This is a genomic window from Methylophilus luteus (assembly GCF_042676265.1).
Lineage (GTDB): Bacteria > Pseudomonadota > Gammaproteobacteria > Burkholderiales > Methylophilaceae > Methylophilus > Methylophilus luteus.
The window spans coordinates 83501-102764 of the sequence record NZ_JBHTKB010000001.1; the positions used below are offsets into that span (position 1 = coordinate 83501).

The 19264-nt window shown below is 54.3% G+C and carries 15 protein-coding genes; 11 read left to right on the forward strand and 4 right to left on the reverse strand.

The features are described from left to right. The first annotated feature begins 132 nt into the window (after nt 1-132). The 10 genes from ACFQ1Z_RS00370 to ACFQ1Z_RS00415 all read left to right on the forward strand — a co-directional run bounded on the left by ACFQ1Z_RS00370 (nt 133) and on the right by ACFQ1Z_RS00415 (nt 13490). Nucleotides 133-2205 (forward strand): AsmA family protein, encoded by a 2073-nt coding sequence (locus ACFQ1Z_RS00370; protein ID WP_379054506.1) that lies wholly within the window; start codon nt 133-135, stop codon nt 2203-2205. A 246-nt stretch (nt 2206-2451) separates the two neighbouring features. After that, nucleotides 2452-4149 carry an Hsp70 family protein gene (locus ACFQ1Z_RS00375; protein ID WP_379054508.1) on the forward strand — a complete coding sequence of 566 codons (1698 nt, stop codon included), beginning with the start codon at nt 2452-2454 and terminating at the stop codon, nt 4147-4149. 4 nt (nt 4150-4153) lie between these two features. Further along, the gene (locus ACFQ1Z_RS00380; RefSeq protein ID WP_379054510.1) at nt 4154-5563 is read left to right on the forward strand and encodes an energy transducer TonB; all 1410 of its coding nucleotides are present in this window, start codon (nt 4154-4156) and stop codon (nt 5561-5563) included. A gap of 388 nt (nt 5564-5951) precedes the next feature. After that, nucleotides 5952-7199 carry a serine hydroxymethyltransferase gene (gene glyA, locus ACFQ1Z_RS00385; RefSeq protein WP_379054512.1) on the forward strand — a complete coding sequence of 416 codons (1248 nt, stop codon included), beginning with the start codon at nt 5952-5954 and terminating at the stop codon, nt 7197-7199. A 21-nt stretch (nt 7200-7220) separates the two neighbouring features. After that, the gene (gene nrdR, locus ACFQ1Z_RS00390; RefSeq protein ID WP_379054514.1) at nt 7221-7670 is read left to right on the forward strand and encodes a transcriptional regulator NrdR; all 450 of its coding nucleotides are present in this window, start codon (nt 7221-7223) and stop codon (nt 7668-7670) included. A gap of 32 nt (nt 7671-7702) precedes the next feature. Then, a complete protein-coding gene (locus ACFQ1Z_RS00395; protein ID WP_379054516.1) occupies nt 7703-8080 on the forward strand; it encodes a hypothetical protein in 378 nt (125 codons plus the stop codon). A gap of 1490 nt (nt 8081-9570) precedes the next feature. Next, nucleotides 9571-10671, forward strand: coding sequence for a bifunctional diaminohydroxyphosphoribosylaminopyrimidine deaminase/5-amino-6-(5-phosphoribosylamino)uracil reductase RibD (gene ribD, locus ACFQ1Z_RS00400; protein ID WP_379054518.1), 1101 nt, complete (start codon nt 9571-9573; stop codon nt 10669-10671). A 34-nt stretch (nt 10672-10705) separates the two neighbouring features. After that, nucleotides 10706-11506, forward strand: coding sequence for a TatD family hydrolase (locus ACFQ1Z_RS00405; protein WP_379054520.1), 801 nt, complete (start codon nt 10706-10708; stop codon nt 11504-11506). Nucleotides 11507-11778: 272 nt separating this feature from the next. Further along, nucleotides 11779-12852, forward strand: a complete 1074-nt coding sequence (gene mtnA / locus ACFQ1Z_RS00410) for an S-methyl-5-thioribose-1-phosphate isomerase (protein WP_379054522.1) — start codon at nt 11779-11781, stop codon at nt 12850-12852. Continuing rightward, nucleotides 12849-13490 (forward strand): class II aldolase/adducin family protein, encoded by a 642-nt coding sequence (locus ACFQ1Z_RS00415; RefSeq protein WP_379054524.1) that lies wholly within the window; start codon nt 12849-12851, stop codon nt 13488-13490. The genes mtnA and ACFQ1Z_RS00415 overlap by 4 nt, the downstream gene beginning before the upstream one ends. A gap of 20 nt (nt 13491-13510) precedes the next feature. On the opposite strand, the gene ACFQ1Z_RS00420 is transcribed toward ACFQ1Z_RS00415, so the two are convergent. Genes ACFQ1Z_RS00420 through aat form a run of 3 tightly spaced genes read right to left on the reverse strand, consistent with a single transcriptional unit; the run spans nt 13511 to nt 15546 of the window. After that, on the reverse strand, nt 13511-14026 hold the full coding sequence (locus ACFQ1Z_RS00420) for a hypothetical protein (protein WP_379054526.1): 516 nt from the start codon (nt 14024-14026) through the stop codon (nt 13511-13513). Nucleotides 14027-14056: 30 nt separating this feature from the next. Continuing rightward, complete coding sequence (locus ACFQ1Z_RS00425) at nt 14057-14785, reverse strand: arginyltransferase (protein WP_379054528.1); 729 nt, start codon at nt 14783-14785, stop codon at nt 14057-14059. A gap of 47 nt (nt 14786-14832) precedes the next feature. Further along, on the reverse strand, nt 14833-15546 hold the full coding sequence (gene aat, locus ACFQ1Z_RS00430) for a leucyl/phenylalanyl-tRNA--protein transferase (RefSeq protein WP_379054530.1): 714 nt from the start codon (nt 15544-15546) through the stop codon (nt 14833-14835). Nucleotides 15547-15764: 218 nt separating this feature from the next. Here aat and ACFQ1Z_RS00435 point away from each other — a divergent pair, with 218 nt between their 5' ends. Then, complete coding sequence (locus tag ACFQ1Z_RS00435) at nt 15765-17987, forward strand: YgiQ family radical SAM protein (protein WP_379054532.1); 2223 nt, start codon at nt 15765-15767, stop codon at nt 17985-17987. A gap of 31 nt (nt 17988-18018) precedes the next feature. Here ACFQ1Z_RS00435 and ACFQ1Z_RS00440 read toward each other — a convergent pair whose 3' ends face one another. Then, a complete protein-coding gene (locus tag ACFQ1Z_RS00440; RefSeq protein WP_379054534.1) occupies nt 18019-19062 on the reverse strand; it encodes a DUF2235 domain-containing protein in 1044 nt (347 codons plus the stop codon). Nucleotides 19063-19264 lie beyond the last annotated feature (202 nt).

The following is a 19264-nucleotide window of genomic DNA, read 5'->3' on the forward strand; positions in this document are numbered from 1 at the left end:
ACTATATGCTTTAAATTATAACCGACTGCTGCGCTTGTGACTCGCTAAACGACACGCTTTGACAGAATCTTCCTACAGCCTTGTCAGACTGGCTGGACTGGTCATGCTACCTGAGCATGGCAAGATGTTGTCATGAATGATCAATCAACAAACAATCCCGTAGACCAGCCGTCATCCGCAAACAGACCCGTGCGCAAGATACTCGCCTGGCTGGCTGGCATTTTACTGGCACTGATAGTCATCATCGTCTGCTGCGAGCTGGCCGGTTGGCCATTTTTACGCCAGCCGCTGCAGGATTTCACCAGCAAGACATTAAAGCGCGAGGTGGTGATAGAACGCCCGTTCCATCTGCAATTGCTGGGTGGGCTGCGCCTGCAGGTCGGGCATCTGAAGATCTCCGCGCCTGAAGAATTCAAAGTGCCTTATCTGGTAGATGCGCATGGCCTGGATCTAAGATTGCGCTATCGCGACCTGCTAGAGCTGCAAGAAGGCCAGGCGTATCGCATCAAAACCATACGTGCCGAGCAGCTGGATGCCTATTTAAAGCGCGACAGCGACAAACATGCGACCTGGGATTTCGAGCTGGATGATAGCGGCCCCTCACGTCCTTTCCCGTTTATTGAAGAGTTATCGGTGAGCAAAGGCCAGGCCAGTATTAATGACGCCGTGACTAAAGCCACCCTGACCGCTACCTTTTATACCGAAGAAGGCGCGCATCTCAAGACGCCGGAATCCAGCGTGAAAGTCAAAGGCGAGTTTGGCAAACGCCCCTTGCAGGGTGAACTGGTCACCCAGGGTTTTCTGCCGGTGGCTACGCAAGGCAAAGATTCTGCGCCCATCAACTCCAAAGGCTGGCTCAAATATGGCGCGGTCAATTTCAAGTTCGATGGCGCGGTATATGATCTGTTCGGCAGCCAGCGCGTGAAAGGCAAGCTCAACGTCGATGGCCCTTCATTAGCCGATGTCGGTGACCTGCTGGACCTGGCTTTTCCACGCACACCACCATTCAGGATAGCGGCCGGCATTGAAAAAAATACCGATCAATGGAAAGTGAATGTCGCGGATGCCAAGATAGGGCAAAGTCAGCTGGCCGGGCAGTTCGTTTATGACTATGGCGATCTGAAACCCAGGCTCACCGGTGACGTCAAAGGTCCATTATTGGTGCTGGCCGATCTGGCCCCGGCATTCGGTGCGCCTGTAGCTACCGCGAAAGGCACCAGCAATAAAAAACCGGGCAAGATTTTCCCGGATGAGTCGCTGGACTTTGCCAGTTACGACCGCATGAATGCCGATATCAAGATCCACTTTGATGCGGCTGACCTCGGCAGTGTGTTCAAAGAACGTATCTCGCCGCTGGACTTTCAACTCACCTTGCAGGACCGCAAGCTCACCGTCGCCAAGCTTTATGCCGGTACTGCGCAAGGCAGCCTGTCAGGGTCGCTGTTGATCGATGCGCCAGAAGCCAGCACAGCAGCGCAAGCTGAAAATCCGCCGTTACCCAAGTGGGATATCCAGCTGGCATTGAAAAATATCCAGCTTGAACAATGGCTCAAGGTCAAACCCGAGGACAGAGCAGCCAATCAGGATAAAGACAAAAAACAGGCCAACAAGGATGCACCGGCCTATATCACCGGCGAGCTGAATGCCAGGGCCAAACTGCAAGGCCAGGGCCGCTCTACGGCCGCATTATTGAGATCGCTGGACGGCCAGCTGGCGTTGATGGTGCGCGATGGCGAGATCTCGCACCTGGTGGTAGAAGCGGCCGGCCTGGATATCGCGCAAAGCGTGGGCCTGCTGTTAAGAGGCGATCACTCTATCCCCATGCAATGTGCTGCCATGGGCTGGCATGCCAAGCAGGGGGTGCTGACACCGGAGGCGGCCCTGATAGATACGCCGGTGACCACGGTTTATATACATGGCAATATGGACCTGGGGCAGGAACAGTTCAACCTCAGGCTGCAGGCTAACCCGAAGAATTTCTCGCCGTTCACCGTACGCTCGCCTATCCTGGTGACTGGCCCGTTTGTTGACCCTGCCGTGTCTATCAGCCCTGGCCCTATCGCTGCCCGCGTGGCCGGCGGTGTGTTGCTGGCACTGGTGACACCATTTGCCGCCATTCTGCCTTTTCTGGACCCGGGCAGCAGTGAGTCGCAGCAAAACAACGGCTGTCAGGCCACACTGAAGCAATTGCAGCAAAAGAAATAAGCAGCTGGTTTAATCAGCTGCCTTGCTGAGGGCCATGCAGTTATCATTTGCATAGACCATCCCAGGTTTTCACTCAGGCAGTGAAGTACCCGATTTAGTTATATTCTGTATTTGCAAGAAAGCAAACATAGCCTAAGCCAAACAGATCATTTTCATGATATGTTTGGCTTATTTGCTTATGGGTCATCATTCCAGCAGGCAGCAAAGCAGAAAATTAAAAAATAACTAATAAAAAGGTACTCGGAAATGATTCTTGGTATTGATCTTGGCACTACAAATAGCCTTATCTGTTATCTCAAACAAGGCGTCCCGGTCGCTATCCCCAACGCAGCAGGCAAGTTTTTAACACCCTCAGTGGTAGGCGTTGATGATGACGTCATGCTGGTAGGCGCCGCTGCCAGGGAGAGGCTGTATAAATTCCCGCAGCTGACCTCGCACTCGTTTAAACGCCTGATGGGTTCTAAGCAGTCGGTCAGGTTGGGCGGCAAGCAATATAGCCCAGAAGATTTATCCGCGCTGGTTTTACGTGCATTGAAGGCCGATGCCGAGATCTACCTGGGTACTGAAGTCAAAGACGTGGTGATTTCGGTGCCAGCCTATTTCAATGAGAGCCAGCGGCGCGCAACAAAAGTGGCCGGTGAACTGGCCGGTCTCAATGTGCGGCAACTGATCAACGAGCCCACCGCAGCAGCCTTGTTCCATGGCATACAGGATTATGAGACCGAAGCCAAATTCCTGATCTTTGATCTTGGCGGCGGCACTTTTGATGTCTCTATCCTGGAGAAGTTTGAAGGGGTGATGGAAGTGCGTGCCACCGGTGGCGACAGCTTTCTTGGCGGTGACGACTTCACCCAGGTGCTGGTAGACCTTTTTGGCAGCAAGACCGAGCTCAGTGCAGCGCAGCTACACAACCCAGCCATAGTGTCAGCCATCCGTTTTGTGGCAGAAGATGCCAAACGTAATTTCAGTGAGCAAAACCAGATCAGCATGCAAGTGCAGGTGGCTGGCGAGCTAAAATCTGCGCTGATCACCCTGGAAGAGTTTGAAACAGCATGCAAGGGGCTGTTGGAAAGGTTGCGTACCCCGATTGAACGCGCACTGCGCGATGCACGCTTGCGGGTGGGCGACCTGGATGAGCTGGTGATGGTAGGCGGTGCCACTCGCATGGGCCTGATACGCAAGCTGGTGAGCCAGTTGTTTGGCCGCTTGCCTGCGCGCTATATAGACCCTGATCAGACCATAGGGCTGGGCACGGCGGTTTGCGCCGGCCTGATAGCGAAAGATATTGCATTCAATGAGATAGTATTAACCGATGTGTGCCCGCATACGCTGGGCACAGAAGTGCTTGATTATGATCAGCAAAACCAGGCCATAGGCCTGACCTTTTTACCTATCATAGAGCGTAATACCATAGTGCCCGCCAGCCGCGTGCAGACGGTGGTGACCAGCAATGATGGCCAGACCCAGCTCAGTATCCGCGTGTTTCAGGGTGAATCGCGCGATTGCAGTAAGAACGTGTTACTTGAAACGCTAGAGCTGGATATCCCGGCCAGACCCAAAGGCGAGATTTCCGCTGCTATCCGCTATACCTATGATATCAACGGCATGCTGGAAGTCGATGTCGATGTAGAGAATGCCGGTATCCATAAAAATCTGGTCATCAGCAAACTGGCCGGCACTATAGATGCGGAAGAGATCGCAGAGCGCCGGAAAGTGCTGGCTGCCTTGAAGGTGCATCCGCGCGATCAGGAAGAGAACCGCTATCTGCTTGAACGTGGTGAGCGCCTGTATGAACAATTCCTCGGTGAGCGCAGGGACCATGTGCGTTTGCTGTTGACACAATTCATAGCCGTCATAGAAAAGCAGGACCCGCTGGAGATACTGAAAGCGCGGGAAGCTTTTTTGCGTGCCCTGAACTCCCTGGATAGAGGCGAGGTTTGGTAAGGCTATGATGAGCACCGATGTTTACCAGATACTCGGCATAGATAGCAGTGCCGATAGCAAGGAGATCAAGCGCGCCTATGCCAGGCTGATCAAACAATTCCGCCCCGACACCCACCCGGTGGAGTTTGGCAATATCAGGCAGGCATACGAGATCGCCAGCGCGCAGTATCTGCATGATCTGGCCAGCCAGCCGCAAACGCGGGACGATCAGGCTGAACCTGCGCAGCCAGCTGGGCATGCAGCAGTTGAATATGCGCCAGCCGAGCAGGGCCAGCTAGCCGACCCTGAGCCGGTTCCGGCACCGCCTGTAGCCAGGGCGGAACTGCCGGTGATGGAATTCCTGGTCCAGCTGTCTCAACTGGCAGAGCGCCATGAAGAGCAATCGGCCCAGCAGCTCACGCTGGCGTTTTTAGGGCGATTAAATGCTTATTCGCTGGATGAGTGTTCACAGATAGAGCTGGAGATCCTGAACTGGATCTTTACCTTCCGTCATCCCTTATTACTGACATTTATCGAGCTTGACCGCTATTACCGCTGGACTGAAACGCAGGGTTTTTCGCTGCGCGAGTTTAGCCCGGGGGAAGTCGCATGGCTGCAAGACTTCAGGCAGCTGGCGTATGATTATCAGCAAGCGCTCAGTCAAAAAAACATCAATCTCAGCACAGTGCATAGCCGGCTACCCGGTTTTTTATTATCCAAAGCTGATATCGCGCAAAGAAAGCAGTGGCAGCGTCGCTGTGATGAGCTCAACCTGGCTGCCTTGAAAACATATTTCAAGCCGCCGCCGGCATCCAGTTATGCCATCACCAGAGAAGATATCTTTTTCTCATTGTTCCCGGCCGGCATTGCCTTGCTGCTAGCCTCGGCCACCAAGCTGGATATCGTTTCCTTTCTGGTGGCCGCGCTGGCATTCCTGGTGACGCTGGCAGCGCGTGCTGTCGTGATTCCGGTGTTGCGGCTGTTGGTCAAATACAATCAGGTCACCTACAGACTCCGCTACTTCATTTATATTTTTGTGGCTATGATGTTTTTTCATGGCGCGGATTATGTGTTGAAGGAGACCGCCGATAGACACAGTATGCAAAGGCAGGCACTTAACAGCATGCAACAACCAGCACTGCATGACGAATCACCGGTCATCTGCAACCAGCAGGAAAAACGCGAAGCCCCGGTCTACCCTGACGAATCACGTCGACTCGGTGAAGAGGGTAAAGTGAAAGTGAAATTCCATGTCGATATGAGTGGTGCCGTTATCAGTGCTGAAATCATGGAGTCCAGTGGTTTTGAACGGCTGGATAACGAGTCATTAAGAGCGGTCAGACGCTGGTGTTTTGTGCCACCTAAACGTGAGTTTTACATGGTTGCTCCGTTCTCATTCCGGATGGACTCTCCAGCTGATCACATGGGGTTTTGAATCACAGCGAACGCAGGCAAAAAAAGAGCCCAACCGAAGTTGGGCTTAGGGAGCGATTTTTGGAGATACGCTTACGAGTTGTATTTAGCATAAGTTGTGCCAGAATATTAATATCAATATAAATCAGTGACCTAGCAGGGTTTTAAGTTTTTTTGCTTGTTGCCAGGGCCACAACTGTTTTGTAATACGCACAGCTTTGGTGCGCCATGAGCAATGCTGGCGCACAGCGATCACCAACTGGTCTGCTGTTCCTGCCGGCCAGAATGATGCAATCACCCTGACTCAAGGCCTGCTTGCCATGGCAGTCTGCACAGCAGAAAAGTGCAGCGATGGTCGCATCATGTTAAAATCGCGCTTTAATTTTTATATCAACGGAAACTTGATCGTCATGTTTAGCTTTTCAAGAAACTTAAATGCTGCCGACCCGGCGTTAGCCCAAATGATCTCGCAAGAGGTTGAGCGTCAGCACCAGCACATTGAATTGATCGCTTCAGAAAACTACACCAGCCCGGCAGTGATGGAAGCGCAAGGTTCGCAACTGACCAATAAATACGCTGAGGGTTACCCTGGCAAGCGTTTCTACGGTGGCTGTGAGTTTGTCGATCAAGTTGAGCAGCTGGCGATCGATAGACTGAAAGCCTTGTACGGCGCTGAATACGCGAACGTGCAACCGCACTCAGGCTCACAGGCCAATCAGGCCGTGTATTTCTCTATCCTGAAACCAGGCGACACCGTGATGGGTATGAACCTAGGCCATGGCGGTCACTTGACGCATGGTTCTCCAGCCAACCTGTCTGGTAAATTATTCAATATCGTGCCTTATGGCCTCAACGATAAAGAAGAGATCGACTATGACGAGATGGAGCGCATTGCGCTTGAATGCAAACCTAAGTTGTTGATAGGCGGTGCCTCTGCTTATGCGCTGCGCTTTGACTGGGCACGCATGGCTGAAATCGCCAAAAAAGTCGGTGCTTATTTCATGGTCGATATGGCGCATTACTCAGGCCTGATCGCCGCCGGTGTTTACCCTAACCCGGTGCCACATGCTGACTTCGTCACCTCGACCACGCACAAGACACTGCGTGGCCCACGCGGCGGTATCATCATGGCCAAAGCCGAGTTCGAGAAATCCATCAACTCCAATGTGTTCCCCAGCTTGCAAGGTGGCCCGTTGATGCATGTGATCGCCGGTAAAGCCACCGCTTTCCTCGAAGCCGCGCAGCCAGAATTCAAGGTCTACCAGGAGCAAGTGCTGAAAAACGCCAGCGCCATGGCCAAGACATTGGCAGAGCGTGGCTTGCGCATTATTTCTGGCCGTACCGAGTCGCACGTGTTCCTGGTCGACCTGCGTCCTAAGAACCTGACTGGTAAGGCGGCTGATGCCTACCTGGGCCAGGCGCATATCACTGTGAACAAGAACGCCATCCCTAATGACCCGGAAAGCCCGTTCGTTACTTCCGGTATCCGTATCGGTTCGCCAGCCATCACTACGCGTGGTTTCAAAGAAGCTGAAGCCGAGCAGGTCGCGCACCTGATCGCTGACGTGCTGGACAACCCGGAAAGCGCCGAAGTGATTGCGGCAACCAAGGCCAAAGTACATGCCCTGGCGGATAAATTCCCGGTTTACGGCAAGTAAAAGCAGCCTGACAGGCTAGATATGAAGTGTCCGTTCTGCGGTGCTGACGATACACAAGTGGTGGATTCCCGTCTGAATGAGGAGGGGAACTCCATCCGCAGGCGCAGGCGTTGCCAGGTGTGTGACAAGCGCTTTACCACCTACGAGACGGCAGAGCTGCATCTGCCGCAGGTGGTGAAACAAAACGGCACGCGTGAAGAGTTCAAACGCGAAAAGCTGCGCCTGTCTTTTACCCGGGCGCTGCACAAACGGCCGGTGCCTACCGAGTATGTAGATAAGGCGCTGGACAGGATAGTGCAGAAGATACTGGGCCTGGGCGCGCGCGAAGTGCCTGCGCGCCTGCTGGGCGAAACAGTGATGCAGGAATTGAAACAAATGGACCAGGTGGCGTATATCCGTTTTGCTTCTGTCTACCGGAGCTTTTCGGATGTAGATGATTTTCATACCGCCATTCGTGACCTGGACAACTAACCGGTAACAAAAATAACCCTAAAGGTGGGCGCATGAAACTGATCAAGATCTCTGCGATTGTGCTGTCGGTGTTTACGCTTATACTTACCATCGTATTTTTTACCTGGTGGGCCTTTAAAGACCAGGCGGTGTTTGGCAGCGAGAAGTTTGACCAGACACGCTGGATAGAGCTCTCTAACACTGTGCAAAAAGATTGCCGGCGTGGGGACATGGCTTATGACCTTAAAAATCATATTCTTATCCGTGGTGCGCAGAAAGAGGCGGTGATGGCATTGCTGGGCCGCCCCAGCCTGGAGGACGCCAATGCGCTGGAATATGATCTTGGTAAATGCATGCATGTGTATCACGCATTGCGGATTTATTTTGATCAGGAAAGTCGGCTGACGCATAGTCAGATATCATCGCATTGAACTAGCTACCTCGGATAGGTAGCTGCGCAACTGGTAGACGCTACATTAACCCGTCATTCCGGCGTAGGGTGTAGCAGGGGTTTCTCTGAGCATGCTCAGAGCCTGCGAAACGGTTGGCTTATGCAGAAGCCAACGCGCCCTGCAAGGGAGAATCCAGGCAAGGTTCATTCATAGCTTGGTTGCAACAAAGAACCGTCATTGCACTTTCTATGAAGTTTTAATCGGTAATTCTTTGGATGGTTTAGTGCTCTGATTCGGCCTTTTATTTCGCCACTCGGCGAGTTACTTTTCTTTGCTTGCCCAAAGAAAATGTAACCAAAAGAAAGGGCACCCTAGCATCCGCTTGTTTCCTGCGTTGCTCAGCTTAGGACTTTCGTCCGTTGCTTTGCCGGACTTAGGCATAAGCGGTCGCGAAACTCGCCCTGACAAGCCACACACTGCGTGGCTTGTTGCGGAGCTCAGACAGTCGCTCCCTTATTTCTTATTTTGCCTGCGCTACTCGGCGCGTCAGATAGGGGCCCGAAGTCAACACCACTACGCAGTTAGTTGGGTGAGCTTCCTTACATTGCATCCCGCTCGACCATCGAATAAAACTAAGCATAAGCAAATACACCCTTACTAAGCTGACCGTAATGATAGTTCTTTGGATGGTTTAGTGCTCTGATTCGGCATTTTATTTCGCCCCTCGGCGAGTTACTTTTCTTTGCTTGCCCAAAGAAAATGTAACCAAAAGAAAGGGCACCCTAGCATCCGCTTGTTTCCTGCGTTGCTCGTCAAAATAAGCGCTCGCGAAACTCGCCCTGACAAGCCACACAAACCGTGGCTTGTTGCGGAGCTCAGACAGTCGCTCCCTTCCTCCTTATTTTGACTCCGCTACTCGGCGCGTCAGATAGGGGACCCTGAAAAGCACTACGCGGTTAGTGAGGTAGGTCTTTCTCGCATCGTATCCCGCTCGACCAGCGGAAGAAAACAAATCAAAAAATACACAGTTGCTAAGCGCCCATTGCACTTGGTGGATTACTAATGGCCCATCGTGGTGGTGTTGACTTTGGGCCCCTATCTGACGCGCCGAGTAGCGCAGTCAGCGTGGGAGTTTTCGGCCAGCGTCTGTTCGATTTCCGCGGTGGCTTGCGTTTTGTGCAAGCCGCTAGGGCGAGTTTCGTTGGACGCCCACGTTGATGAGCAACGCAGGAAACAAGCGGAAGCTAGGGTGCATTTCTTTTGGTTACATTTCTTTGTGCAAGCAAAGAAAAGTAACTCGCCTAGAGGCGAAATAAAAAGCTAAAACAGAGCACAGAACTATCCAAAGAAATACCTAATTACAACTTCCAGCAAATGCGCCACTTCCCTACGCGTACCGCACAGGTCGCGCAAGCAAAGAAAGATACCTCGCCTACAGGCGAATAAGATTCAATCGAATAACTTGTTTCCTTCCAACGATTACAACAAACAAAAGCCCGCCCATGCGAGTTTTTTTGTATCATCTAACTATGCAATGGACAACACAAGATATTGAATGGATGTCGCAAGCGCTCCGGCAGGCCGCGCTTGGTTTGTATAGCACCTCACCTAACCCGCATGTAGGCTGCGTGATCGTCAAAGACGGTCAGTTAGTCGGCGCAGGTGCCCACCTCAAGGCCGGTGAGCCGCATGCCGAAGTGCATGCCTTGCGCCAGGCCGGCAGCCAGGCCAGAGGGGCTACTGCTTATGTGACGCTGGAGCCTTGCAGCCACTATGGGCGCACGCCGCCGTGTGCGCATGCGCTGGTAGAAGCGGGAGTCAGCCGTGTGCTGGTCGCCATGCAGGACCCCAATCCACTGGTGGCTGGCAAAGGCATAGCTTACCTGCAGGCGCATGGCGTTGAGGTCAGCGCCGGTTTGCTGGAAAGCCAGGCGCAGGCACTCAACCCCGGTTTTGTGCTGCGCATGACGCAGCAACGGCCTTATGTGCGGCTCAAGGTGGCTGCCAGCCTGGATGGCAGGACGGCGCTGGCCAATGGTGTCAGCCAGTGGATCACATCAGCGGCAGCACGGCGCGATGTGCATCACTGGCGCGCGCGCAGTTGCGCCATGCTGACCGGGATAGGCACGGTATTGCATGATGACCCCTCACTGACCGTGCGAGATGTGGCCAGCACCAGGCAACCGTTGCGTGTCATCGTCGACAGCCAGTTGCGCATGCCGTTGACGGCAAAAGTGTTGCAGCAAGGGCACGCCCTGATCGCCTATGCAGCGGCAAGCACACCGGCCGCACAAGAAAAACTGGCACGATTGCAGGCACTCGGTGTCCAAACAGTGGCATTGCCGAATGGCGCCGGGCAAGTGGATATAACTGCCTTGCTGCACACGCTGGCACAGCAGCAGATCAATGAGGTCATGGTAGAGGCGGGGGCGGTGCTCAATGGCCCCATGCTGCAAACCGGCCTGGTGGATGAATTGCTGCTTTACTATGCGCCCAAGCTGATGGGCAGTGCTGGCCTGGGCATGTTTGCCTTGCCTGATTACACCGCCATGTCGCAATCGCTGGCGCTGAATATCGTGGATGTCAGGCATTTTGAGCAGGATATACGCATACAGGCCAGCTTGCGCTGAGACCCGCTTTAACCCTAATTTATGAATTAACACCATGCTGATCGATACCCACTGCCATCTGGATGCACCTGAATTTGATGTTGACCGCGAAGCGGTGTGGCAGGCCAGCCTGCAGGCGGGGTTGCGCGCGGTGGTCATCCCCGGGGTGACGGCAGACACGTTTCAACCTATCATGCGCTGGTGTGCAGACCACCCGCAAGCGGTATTCGCGCTGGGCTGGCATCCCTTGTTTGTAGATCAGGCCCCGCAGACTGCGCTGCAGGACTTGCAGCAGACCATAGAACAGGTGCTGGCAGGGCCGCAGGCACATCAGTTAGTCGCCATCGGTGAGATAGGGCTGGATTTCTATATCACGCGCGACAATGAGGCGCACCAGGTGGCCATGCTTGAAGGCCAGCTGCAACTGGCCAAGAAATTCGAGTTGCCGGTGATCCTGCATGTGCGCAGTTCCATAGATACCGTGCTCAAGTATCTGCGCAAGCATGACATACATCAGGGCATTGCCCATGCCTTCAATGGCAGTCGCCAGCAAGCCGATGCCATGGCGGCGCAGGGGCTGAAAATGGGTTTTGGTGGTGCCATGACCTGGCCGCGTGCCCTGAGGATAAGAAAACTGGCTGCCGAATTACCGGTGGAGCACATCGTTCTGGAGACAGATGCACCAGATATTCAACCGGTCTGGATAGGACATCAGGCTAGAAATAGTCCGGATCAATTAAAAAGAATAGCTGAAGAAATGGCATCAATTCGGCGCATTGAAATTTCGCAACTCATTGAAATGACAGGTAAAAATTCTTTGCAAGTTTTTCCTAAATTAGCCCATTTATGCACATGACTTAAAGTGACACATTAAGAATGTGTCGAAAGTGTTCAATTATAGTGCTGCTAAATAAGTCATTGATTTTAAAGGATAAAAAAATAGATTAAAAAATGAACTTTTGGAAAAAACCCTTATAAATTGGTAAGTTACGCTTTTAAGACACAGCAATCCACAAAGTTATCCACAGTTTTTGTGGATGGAAAATTCAGGCTTAGTCCTACAAAAAAATGCAAGCGCTTTTACACACATTTTTGTAAATAAAAATAAACCGTACTGTTTTTGAATTCATGAAAATCAACCACCAGCATTACCGTAGCATCTGGCGCGATGCGCAGTCCGTGCGCATCATAGACCAGACCCGATTACCGTTTGCGTTTGCAGTCGAACGCCTGCACACGCATGAGCAGATGTGCCATGCCATACGCAGCATGCAGGTGCGTGGTGCGCCACTGATAGGTGCCGCTGCTGCCTATGGCATGGTGCTGGGCTGTCAGCAGCAGGCAGATGAGCAGACGCTGCAGAATGTCGCTGCACAACTGCTGGCCACGCGGCCAACAGCCGTTAACCTGGCGTGGGCGCTACAACGCATGTTGCAGCAACTGCTAGCGCTCCCCCTAGAGCAGCGGGCGCAGGTGGCGTGGGCACTGGCACTCGCCATTGCCGATGAAGATGTGGCGCAGAACCAGGCCATAGGTCAGCATGGCCTGGCGCTGATACAGCCGCTGGCGACGGCGCATCCGCAGCGCGCAGTCAATATCCTCACCCATTGCAATGCCGGCTGGCTGGCCACTGTGGATGGCGGTACCGCGCTGGCGCCCATTTATGCGGCGCACGATGCCGGGCTCAGCGTGCATGTGTGGGTGGATGAGACGCGGCCACGTAACCAGGGCGCTAGTCTCACCGCGTGGGAGCTGGCGCAACATGGCGTGCCGCATACTGTCATCAGCGATAATGCCGGTGGGCATCTGATGCAGCATGGCCAGGTGGATATGGTGATCGTCGGTGCCGACAGGGTGACGCGCAATGGTGACGTCTGCAACAAGATAGGCACCTACCTGAAAGCGCTGGCGGCCCATGACCAGCACATCCCTTTCTATACGGCGGTGCCTACGCCTACCATAGACTGGCAACTGGCAGAGGGTGCCGGCATAGCGATAGAAATGCGCGATGCAGACGAGGTGGCCTATATGCAGGGGCAGGATGACCAGGGACAGTTGCAGCGGTTGCGCGTGATCCCGCATGAAAGCCCGGCCTTGAACCCGGCTTTTGATGTCACGCCAGCCAGGCTGGTCAGTGGCCTGATCACCGAGCGCGGCATAGTCACGCCGCAACAATTACCCACTTTAGAGGCCAGCCTATGACCACCCCCGCCCCGGCCACGCAGCTATTACATGCCGCCCGTGAACTCACCCGCCTGGGCCTGAATAAAGGCAGCTCGGGTAATGCCGGCATCCGGCTGGCTGATGGCTTGCTGGTGACGCCTTCCGGCGTGCCGGCCGAACAGTTATCAGAAAACAGCATGGTCTACATGCAATGGGACGGCACGCCGGAACCCGGCAAAAAACCTTCCAGCGAGTGGCGCATGCACAGAGATATCCTGCATGCGCGACCAGAAGTGAATGTGATCGTGCATTGCCATAGCATGTTTGCGACCACCATTGCCTGCCTGGGCCGTGATGTGCCGCCGTTTCATTACATGATCGCGGTGGCGGGTGGTGACAATATACGCTGTGCCCCGTATGCGCTGTTTGGCACACAAGAGTTGTCGGATAGCGCGCTGCCAGCCTTGCAAGAGCGCAAGGCCTGTTTGCTGGCGCACCATGGCATGCTTGCCCTGGGGCAGGATGTCGCACAGGCGCTGGCTATCGCGGTGGAAGTGGAAGACTTGTGCCAGCAATACTGGCGTTTATTGCAGCTAGGTGAACCGCCCTTGCTGAGTGCAGAGCAGATGCAGCAAGTGCAGGCGCAATTCAAAGGCTACGGCCAGTGGCGCCGGTAAGCCCAGCGGCCGCTGCCTGGCTAAGGCTTGGGGAAGAGCGCCAGCGTGGTCAGGCGCAATAGTTTGGCTGGGTCACAGATATACACATCGCCATGCGGCTGACCGGCGACCGGCGCAGCCAGAATAGCTTCAGGCGGCGCATAGCACTTTAATAACACGCCGCCGGACTCTACCGCGTTCAGCCCTTTGGCATAGCTGCTGGCGCTCTCTTCGGCCGGCGTCCAGCAAAAGCCTATGGCATTCTGGTCAAACAGAAACCAGCTCTCGCCTCTATACAGGGTCAAGCCCTCGGCGGCATATCCCGGCAAGGCGGCTTTCAGCACCGCCAGCACCAGTGCATCATCCCTGATCCTGGCGCGTATATCGCCGCCATAGGTCAGCCACAGCGCTTGCAGCTTGTCTTTGGCAAACATGGAATCATCATCGACCGCCGCTAGATAAGCGAATGTTTCGCGCCATAGCGCGGCATCGGGCGTGTTGACGTAAATGCCGCTGCAAAATTGTTTGGCGAGTGACTGGACAGAGTGTTTAGGCATGCGCGGTTCTAGTTGCTGCTTGCTGAGCACTTACCTGACCCATACGCCGTCCACCAGTTTCTCTTGTGGTTGAAACTGCTGCTTGTAAGTCATTTTGTCGCTGTCGGCTATCCAGTAGCCCAGATACAGGTAAGGCAGCGCCAGTTGCCTGGCCCACGCTATCTGCCACAGTATGCTATAGGTGCCATAACTGGCTTTGTCGCGGGTGTCGTAAAAGGTATATACGGCAGACAGCCCGTCTGCGACCAGGTCTATCACACTCACCATTTTGAGCATCTGTTGTGCATCCCTGAATTCGATCATGATGCTTTCAACATTGGTTTGGCACAAGAACTGCTGGTATTGCGCGGCTTCATCTTCGGGCTCGCCTGTATGCTCGGGGCCGTTGCCATGGCGCTGCTTCTGATAGGCGTGATACAAGGCGAAGTGTTCTTCGTGATAGCCGGCTTCTATGATGCTGATCTGCAGGTCTGCATGCTTTTTCAGCGCACGTTGCTGGCTGCGCGTAGGCGTGAATTCGGACACCGGCAAACGCACCGAGATGCAGGCATTGCATTGCTCGCAATGCGGACGGTAAGCGAACTTGCCACTGCGCCTGAAACCTTGCTGGATCAGGCCGCTGTAGACATGGGCGTCGACCAGGTTTTGCGGCGTGGCGATCAGGCTTTGTGCCAGCTTTTTAGGCAGGTAGCCGCACGGGTAGGCCGTGGTCACATAAAACTGCAGTTTCTGCAGCGAGGCATCGGTAGGCAGCGTCATGGCGAGACCCTCATTATGGCAAGACCATCATCATGGCGAGACCATCATCATGGCAATGCCAGGGTAGAGGCGGGCGTGTGGTGCAGGTCATTCATCGTTTCTATAAAGCTGTCTCTAGTGATTTCATAAGCGCCGAAACTGGCCAGCAAAGGCGTGTGCATCTGGCAATCTATCATACCCACTTGTTGGCTGTTTAGCCATTGCACCATATGTGCAAACGCCACTTTTGAAGCATTGCTGACATGGTGAAACATGCTTTCGCCATAAAACATACGTCCTATCTTGACGCCATAACAACCGCCGACCAGGGTGTCGTTTTGCCAGGCTTCTACACTATGCGCATAACCCAGCTCATGCAGCGTACTATAGGCCTGCGCCATTTCTTCGCTGATCCAGGTGCCGTCCTGGCCGGGGCGGGCGGTGTTTGCACATGCCTCTATCACACTGGCAAATGCCGTGTCTATGCGGATCTCGAACAACTGCTGTTGTATCACTTTGCGCAGGGAGCGGCTGATGGTGACTTGCGCCGGAAACAATACCATGCGCGGGTCTGGGCTCCACCACAGGATAGGCTCGCCGGGGCTGAACCACGGGAATATGCCGCGCTTGTAGGCGGCCAGCAAGCGTTGTGCGGTCAGGTCACCACCGATAGCGATCAGGCCGTTGGGTTCGGTGAGTGCCTGTTGCATAGGCGGGAAGGGCGTTTGCTCATCCAGGATCAGCACTGGCCCGCCTGGTAACGGGTAATAGCTATCTTGCATAGACGGTATCAAAGAGATGCATTATCAACGGGTGCATCCATTCTACAGCCTTGTGCGCCGCATGGCACTGATATGCATGCTGCATGGGCGGCTGCGCTTTTCACCTGGGCGCTAAAGGCACAGGGCAATATCAGCCAGTCAGCCGGTTTGTTAAACAGATGTGAACTATCAGTTTTTTTTGAAAAAAATGATTTCAAATCAATCGATTAACGCGTAAAATGCGCAATCCTCAAGCACCCCCGGTCACTCGCGTGGAAACTTACACTTCCCTTACTGCCAAACCTGTCAGCAGTTATCGTCCTTATTGGGCCAAACGCTTCGGCACCGCCGCCATGCTGCCTATGAGCCGGGCCGAGATGGATGAGCTGGGCTGGGACAGTTGCGACATCATTCTGGTCAGTGGCGATGCCTATATCGACCACCCCAGTTTTGGCGTGGCCCTGATCGGGCGTCTGCTGGAAGCGCAGGGTTTTCGGGTAGGTATCATCGCCCAGCCGGACTGGCAGTCGGCCGCCGCATTCAAGGCCCTGGGTGAGCCCAATCTGTATTTTGGCGTGACGGCAGGCAATATGGATAGTATGGTCAACCGCTATACGGCTGACCGCAAGATCCGTTCTGACGATGCCTATACGCCGAATGCTGCCTCGGACAAACGCCCTGACCGCGCCGTGCTGGTCTATTCGCAGCGCTGCAAAGAAGCCTACCCGCATGCGCCGCTGGTGATAGGCAGTATAGAAGCCAGCCTGCGCCGCATCGCGCATTACGATTACTGGTCGGATAAAGTGCGCCGTTCTATTCTGATCGACTCCAAAGCGGATATATTGCTGTACGGCAATGCCGAGCGCGCCATTATTGAGCTCACGCACCGCCTGGCGCGTGGCGAAGATATCAGCGAGGTACAGGATATCCGCGGCACCGCGTTCATACGCAAATTTGTGCCAGACGAATTCGTTGAAGTACCTTCCACACGCCTGGACCGCCCCGGCGTGGTCGATAAACACGAAGACCCCTATGCCATGAAAATGGGCAAGGCAGACGCGAGTTGTGCCACTGATGACAAAGCTGCTGATGGCGCGAGTGCCGCACCGGTGATCAACCTGCCGCTGCCGCTCAAGGCAGCCAAAGTGCCGCGTGACCGCCAGGTGATCCGTATGCCGTCTTATGAAGAGGTGGTCAGCGACCCGGTGATGTACGCACATGCTTCACGCGTGTTGCACCTGGAGGCCAACCCCGGCAATGCGCGTTCACTGGTGCAGCGGCATGGCAACCGTGAAGTGTGGCTGAATCCGCCGCCTATCCCGCTTACCACCAAAGAGATGGATTACGTGTATGACCTGCCATATGCGCGCAAACCGCATCCTTCTTACCAGGGTGCCAATATCCCGGCCTGGGAGATGATACGCTTCTCGGTCAATATCATGCGTGGCTGCTTTGGTGGCTGCACCTTCTGTTCTATCACCGAGCATGAGGGCCGCATCATCCAGAGCCGCTCTGAAGAATCCATACTGCGCGAGATCGAAGAGATACGCGATAAAGTCGATGGTTTCACCGGCGTGATCTCAGACCTGGGCGGCCCCACCGCCAATATGTACCGCTTGTCGTGCAAGTCAGAAGAGATAGAAAAGAACTGCCGCAAGCTTTCCTGCGTCTACCCCGGCGTCTGTGAAAACCTCAATACCGACCATAGTGCGCTGATCCAGCTCTACCGCAAGGCGCGTAACCTGCGCGGCGTGAAGAAGATACTGATAGGCTCAGGCCTGCGTTATGACCTGGCGGTGAAATCGCCGGAATACGTGAAAGAACTGGTGCAGCACCACGTGGGTGGCTACCTGAAGATCGCGCCCGAGCACTCTGAAGAAAACGTGCTCAGCAAGATGATGAAACCAGGCATGGGTGCCTATGACGAGTTCAAACGCATGTTTGAGAAATTCAGTGCCGAAGCCGGTAAAAAGCAATACCTGATCCCGTACTTTATCGCCGCCCACCCTGGCTCTACCGACGAGGATGTGCTCAACCTGGCGCTGTGGCTGAAACGTAACCATTTCAGGCTGGACCAGGTGCAGACCTTCACACCTACGCCTATGGCCATGGCCACTGCCATGTACCACAGCGGCAAAAACCCCCTGCGCAAAGTGACGCCGGATTCAGAAACGGTGCCTGTGCCCAAGGCAGGCAATGTGCGCAAATTGCATAAAGCCTTTATCCGCTACCATGATCCGCAAAACTGGCCCATGCTGCGCGAAGCGCTCAAAAAAATGGGCAGGGCAGACCTGATAGGCAATGGTAAAAAGCATCTGATCCCGGCCTACCAGCCCGCCGTGTTAACAAAAATCGTGCAGTCGGATGGCAGCCGTTTCGTGCCTAAAGCCATGCCTAAAGGCTTTAACCAGACCAAAAGTTTTGCCAGCCCGAAAAAAGGCCCCGGCGGACGCAAGCACTAGTCCTGGCCGCTGGCTGGCAGCGCATGGTTGCTCAGCTAAGGTCTACCCTGGCATCAGTCAGGGTGGGCGGGCGGTAATCAGCCTGTGCCCGCCATTTTGCCTGCACTGAAGCATCTACCGTCACATTCACCGCGGGGATCTTGTCCTGGTTCACTGCATAAGGCCGGTAGACCCGGCCATCGCCTTTTTTGAATAGTCCCTTGAAGAAGCCGTACAAGCCATAAGCAAAGTCTTTATATGAATCAGCCGGCTGGCTCAGGTAAGCATCCACCAGTGGCGCATAGGGTTTCAGCTTGAGACCGGCAGCGCGCGCTTTATCCAGCATCCATGCCAGTGCAATGCCAGCCAGCGGGTCTTTGCCATAACCACCACCTACATTGGCATGTGCACCTATGAACCAGCGTTGCTCCACCATGGTGTTTTCCGGTTTTTTGTGGCCGTCTTCGCTGGTCCACATGGCCACGTTGTAGGCTTCGCGGTGTTCATCCAGCGCCATGGCGTGATAGGCATAGGAGACGATCTTGGACAGCTCGGTATCATGCCAGGAATACAGGCTTTTTTCAGAGATCATAGTGCCTGGAATGCCCAGCGCGCCCACTGTGTCCCACACGCCTATAAAATGCACGCCGACTTCATTGCTATAGGTTTGCCTGAAAGCCAGGCATTGCTCGCCGTCCGGTTTGGCTGATTTGTCTCTATACAGTTTCTCGGCGCGTTCTAACAGGTCCGGCGTGCTGGTTTTGAGCAGGCCGCATTTCCTGATCAGGCCGACTAGGCTTCTGGCGGTATAAGCGCCACGGCTAAAGCCGAATATCCATATCTCATCGCCGGCCTGGTGGCGTTTGACCAGCCAGTCATAACCCTGCAACAGGTTTTTGCTCAGGCCATAACCGAATAAGCCGCCGCGCAGTTTGCTGCCGGTAGAAGTGCCCACGCCGGGCTCATAAAAAAACCGCTGCTTTATATCGCCATCGTCTTCTTCTATCAGGGTCGATAGCTGATACACATTGGTGATGTCTTCGGGGTCGTTCCAGGTGCCGTCAAACAGCACGATCAACCGTTGTTTGTTTCTCATCCTGCTACTCCTGTCAAAAATAGTGTGCCGGGCAACGCTGCCGCGTGCCGGCGGTGTTTGCTAATTGCAATGGTGGGTGCGGGTAACAGGCTAGGGTCATGGCAGTCGCCCCGGTTTTAATGGTTATTATGTAGCTGCATGGTAGCGCTGTAACAGCAGAGTGACAACCCTGTGTATATGGGGGCTGATGATATACAAGCAG

Excerpts from the sequence above, each read along its gene's own strand:
- ACFQ1Z_RS00440 (WP_379054534.1), bottom strand. The coding sequence starts at position 19,062 with ATGAGAAACAAACAACGGTTGATCGTGCTGTTTGACGGCACCTGGAAC.
- aat (WP_379054530.1), bottom strand. The coding sequence starts at position 15,546 with ATGCAAGATAGCTATTACCCGTTACCAGGCGGGCCAGTGCTGATCCTG.
- nrdR (WP_379054514.1), top strand. The coding sequence starts at position 7,221 with ATGAAGTGTCCGTTCTGCGGTGCTGACGATACACAAGTGGTGGATTCC.
- ACFQ1Z_RS00380 (WP_379054510.1), top strand. The coding sequence starts at position 4,154 with ATGATGAGCACCGATGTTTACCAGATACTCGGCATAGATAGCAGTGCC.
- ribD (WP_379054518.1), top strand. The coding sequence starts at position 9,571 with ATGCAATGGACAACACAAGATATTGAATGGATGTCGCAAGCGCTCCGG.
- ACFQ1Z_RS00405 (WP_379054520.1), top strand. The coding sequence starts at position 10,706 with ATGCTGATCGATACCCACTGCCATCTGGATGCACCTGAATTTGATGTT.
- ACFQ1Z_RS00435 (WP_379054532.1), top strand. The coding sequence starts at position 15,765 with ATGCGCAATCCTCAAGCACCCCCGGTCACTCGCGTGGAAACTTACACT.
- ACFQ1Z_RS00415 (WP_379054524.1), top strand. The coding sequence starts at position 12,849 with ATGACCACCCCCGCCCCGGCCACGCAGCTATTACATGCCGCCCGTGAA.
- glyA (WP_379054512.1), top strand. The coding sequence starts at position 5,952 with ATGTTTAGCTTTTCAAGAAACTTAAATGCTGCCGACCCGGCGTTAGCC.
- ACFQ1Z_RS00425 (WP_379054528.1), bottom strand. The coding sequence starts at position 14,785 with ATGACGCTGCCTACCGATGCCTCGCTGCAGAAACTGCAGTTTTATGTG.
- ACFQ1Z_RS00395 (WP_379054516.1), top strand. The coding sequence starts at position 7,703 with ATGAAACTGATCAAGATCTCTGCGATTGTGCTGTCGGTGTTTACGCTT.
- ACFQ1Z_RS00420 (WP_379054526.1), bottom strand. The coding sequence starts at position 14,026 with ATGCCTAAACACTCTGTCCAGTCACTCGCCAAACAATTTTGCAGCGGC.
- ACFQ1Z_RS00370 (WP_379054506.1), top strand. The coding sequence starts at position 133 with ATGAATGATCAATCAACAAACAATCCCGTAGACCAGCCGTCATCCGCA.
- ACFQ1Z_RS00375 (WP_379054508.1), top strand. The coding sequence starts at position 2,452 with ATGATTCTTGGTATTGATCTTGGCACTACAAATAGCCTTATCTGTTAT.
- mtnA (WP_379054522.1), top strand. The coding sequence starts at position 11,779 with ATGAAAATCAACCACCAGCATTACCGTAGCATCTGGCGCGATGCGCAG.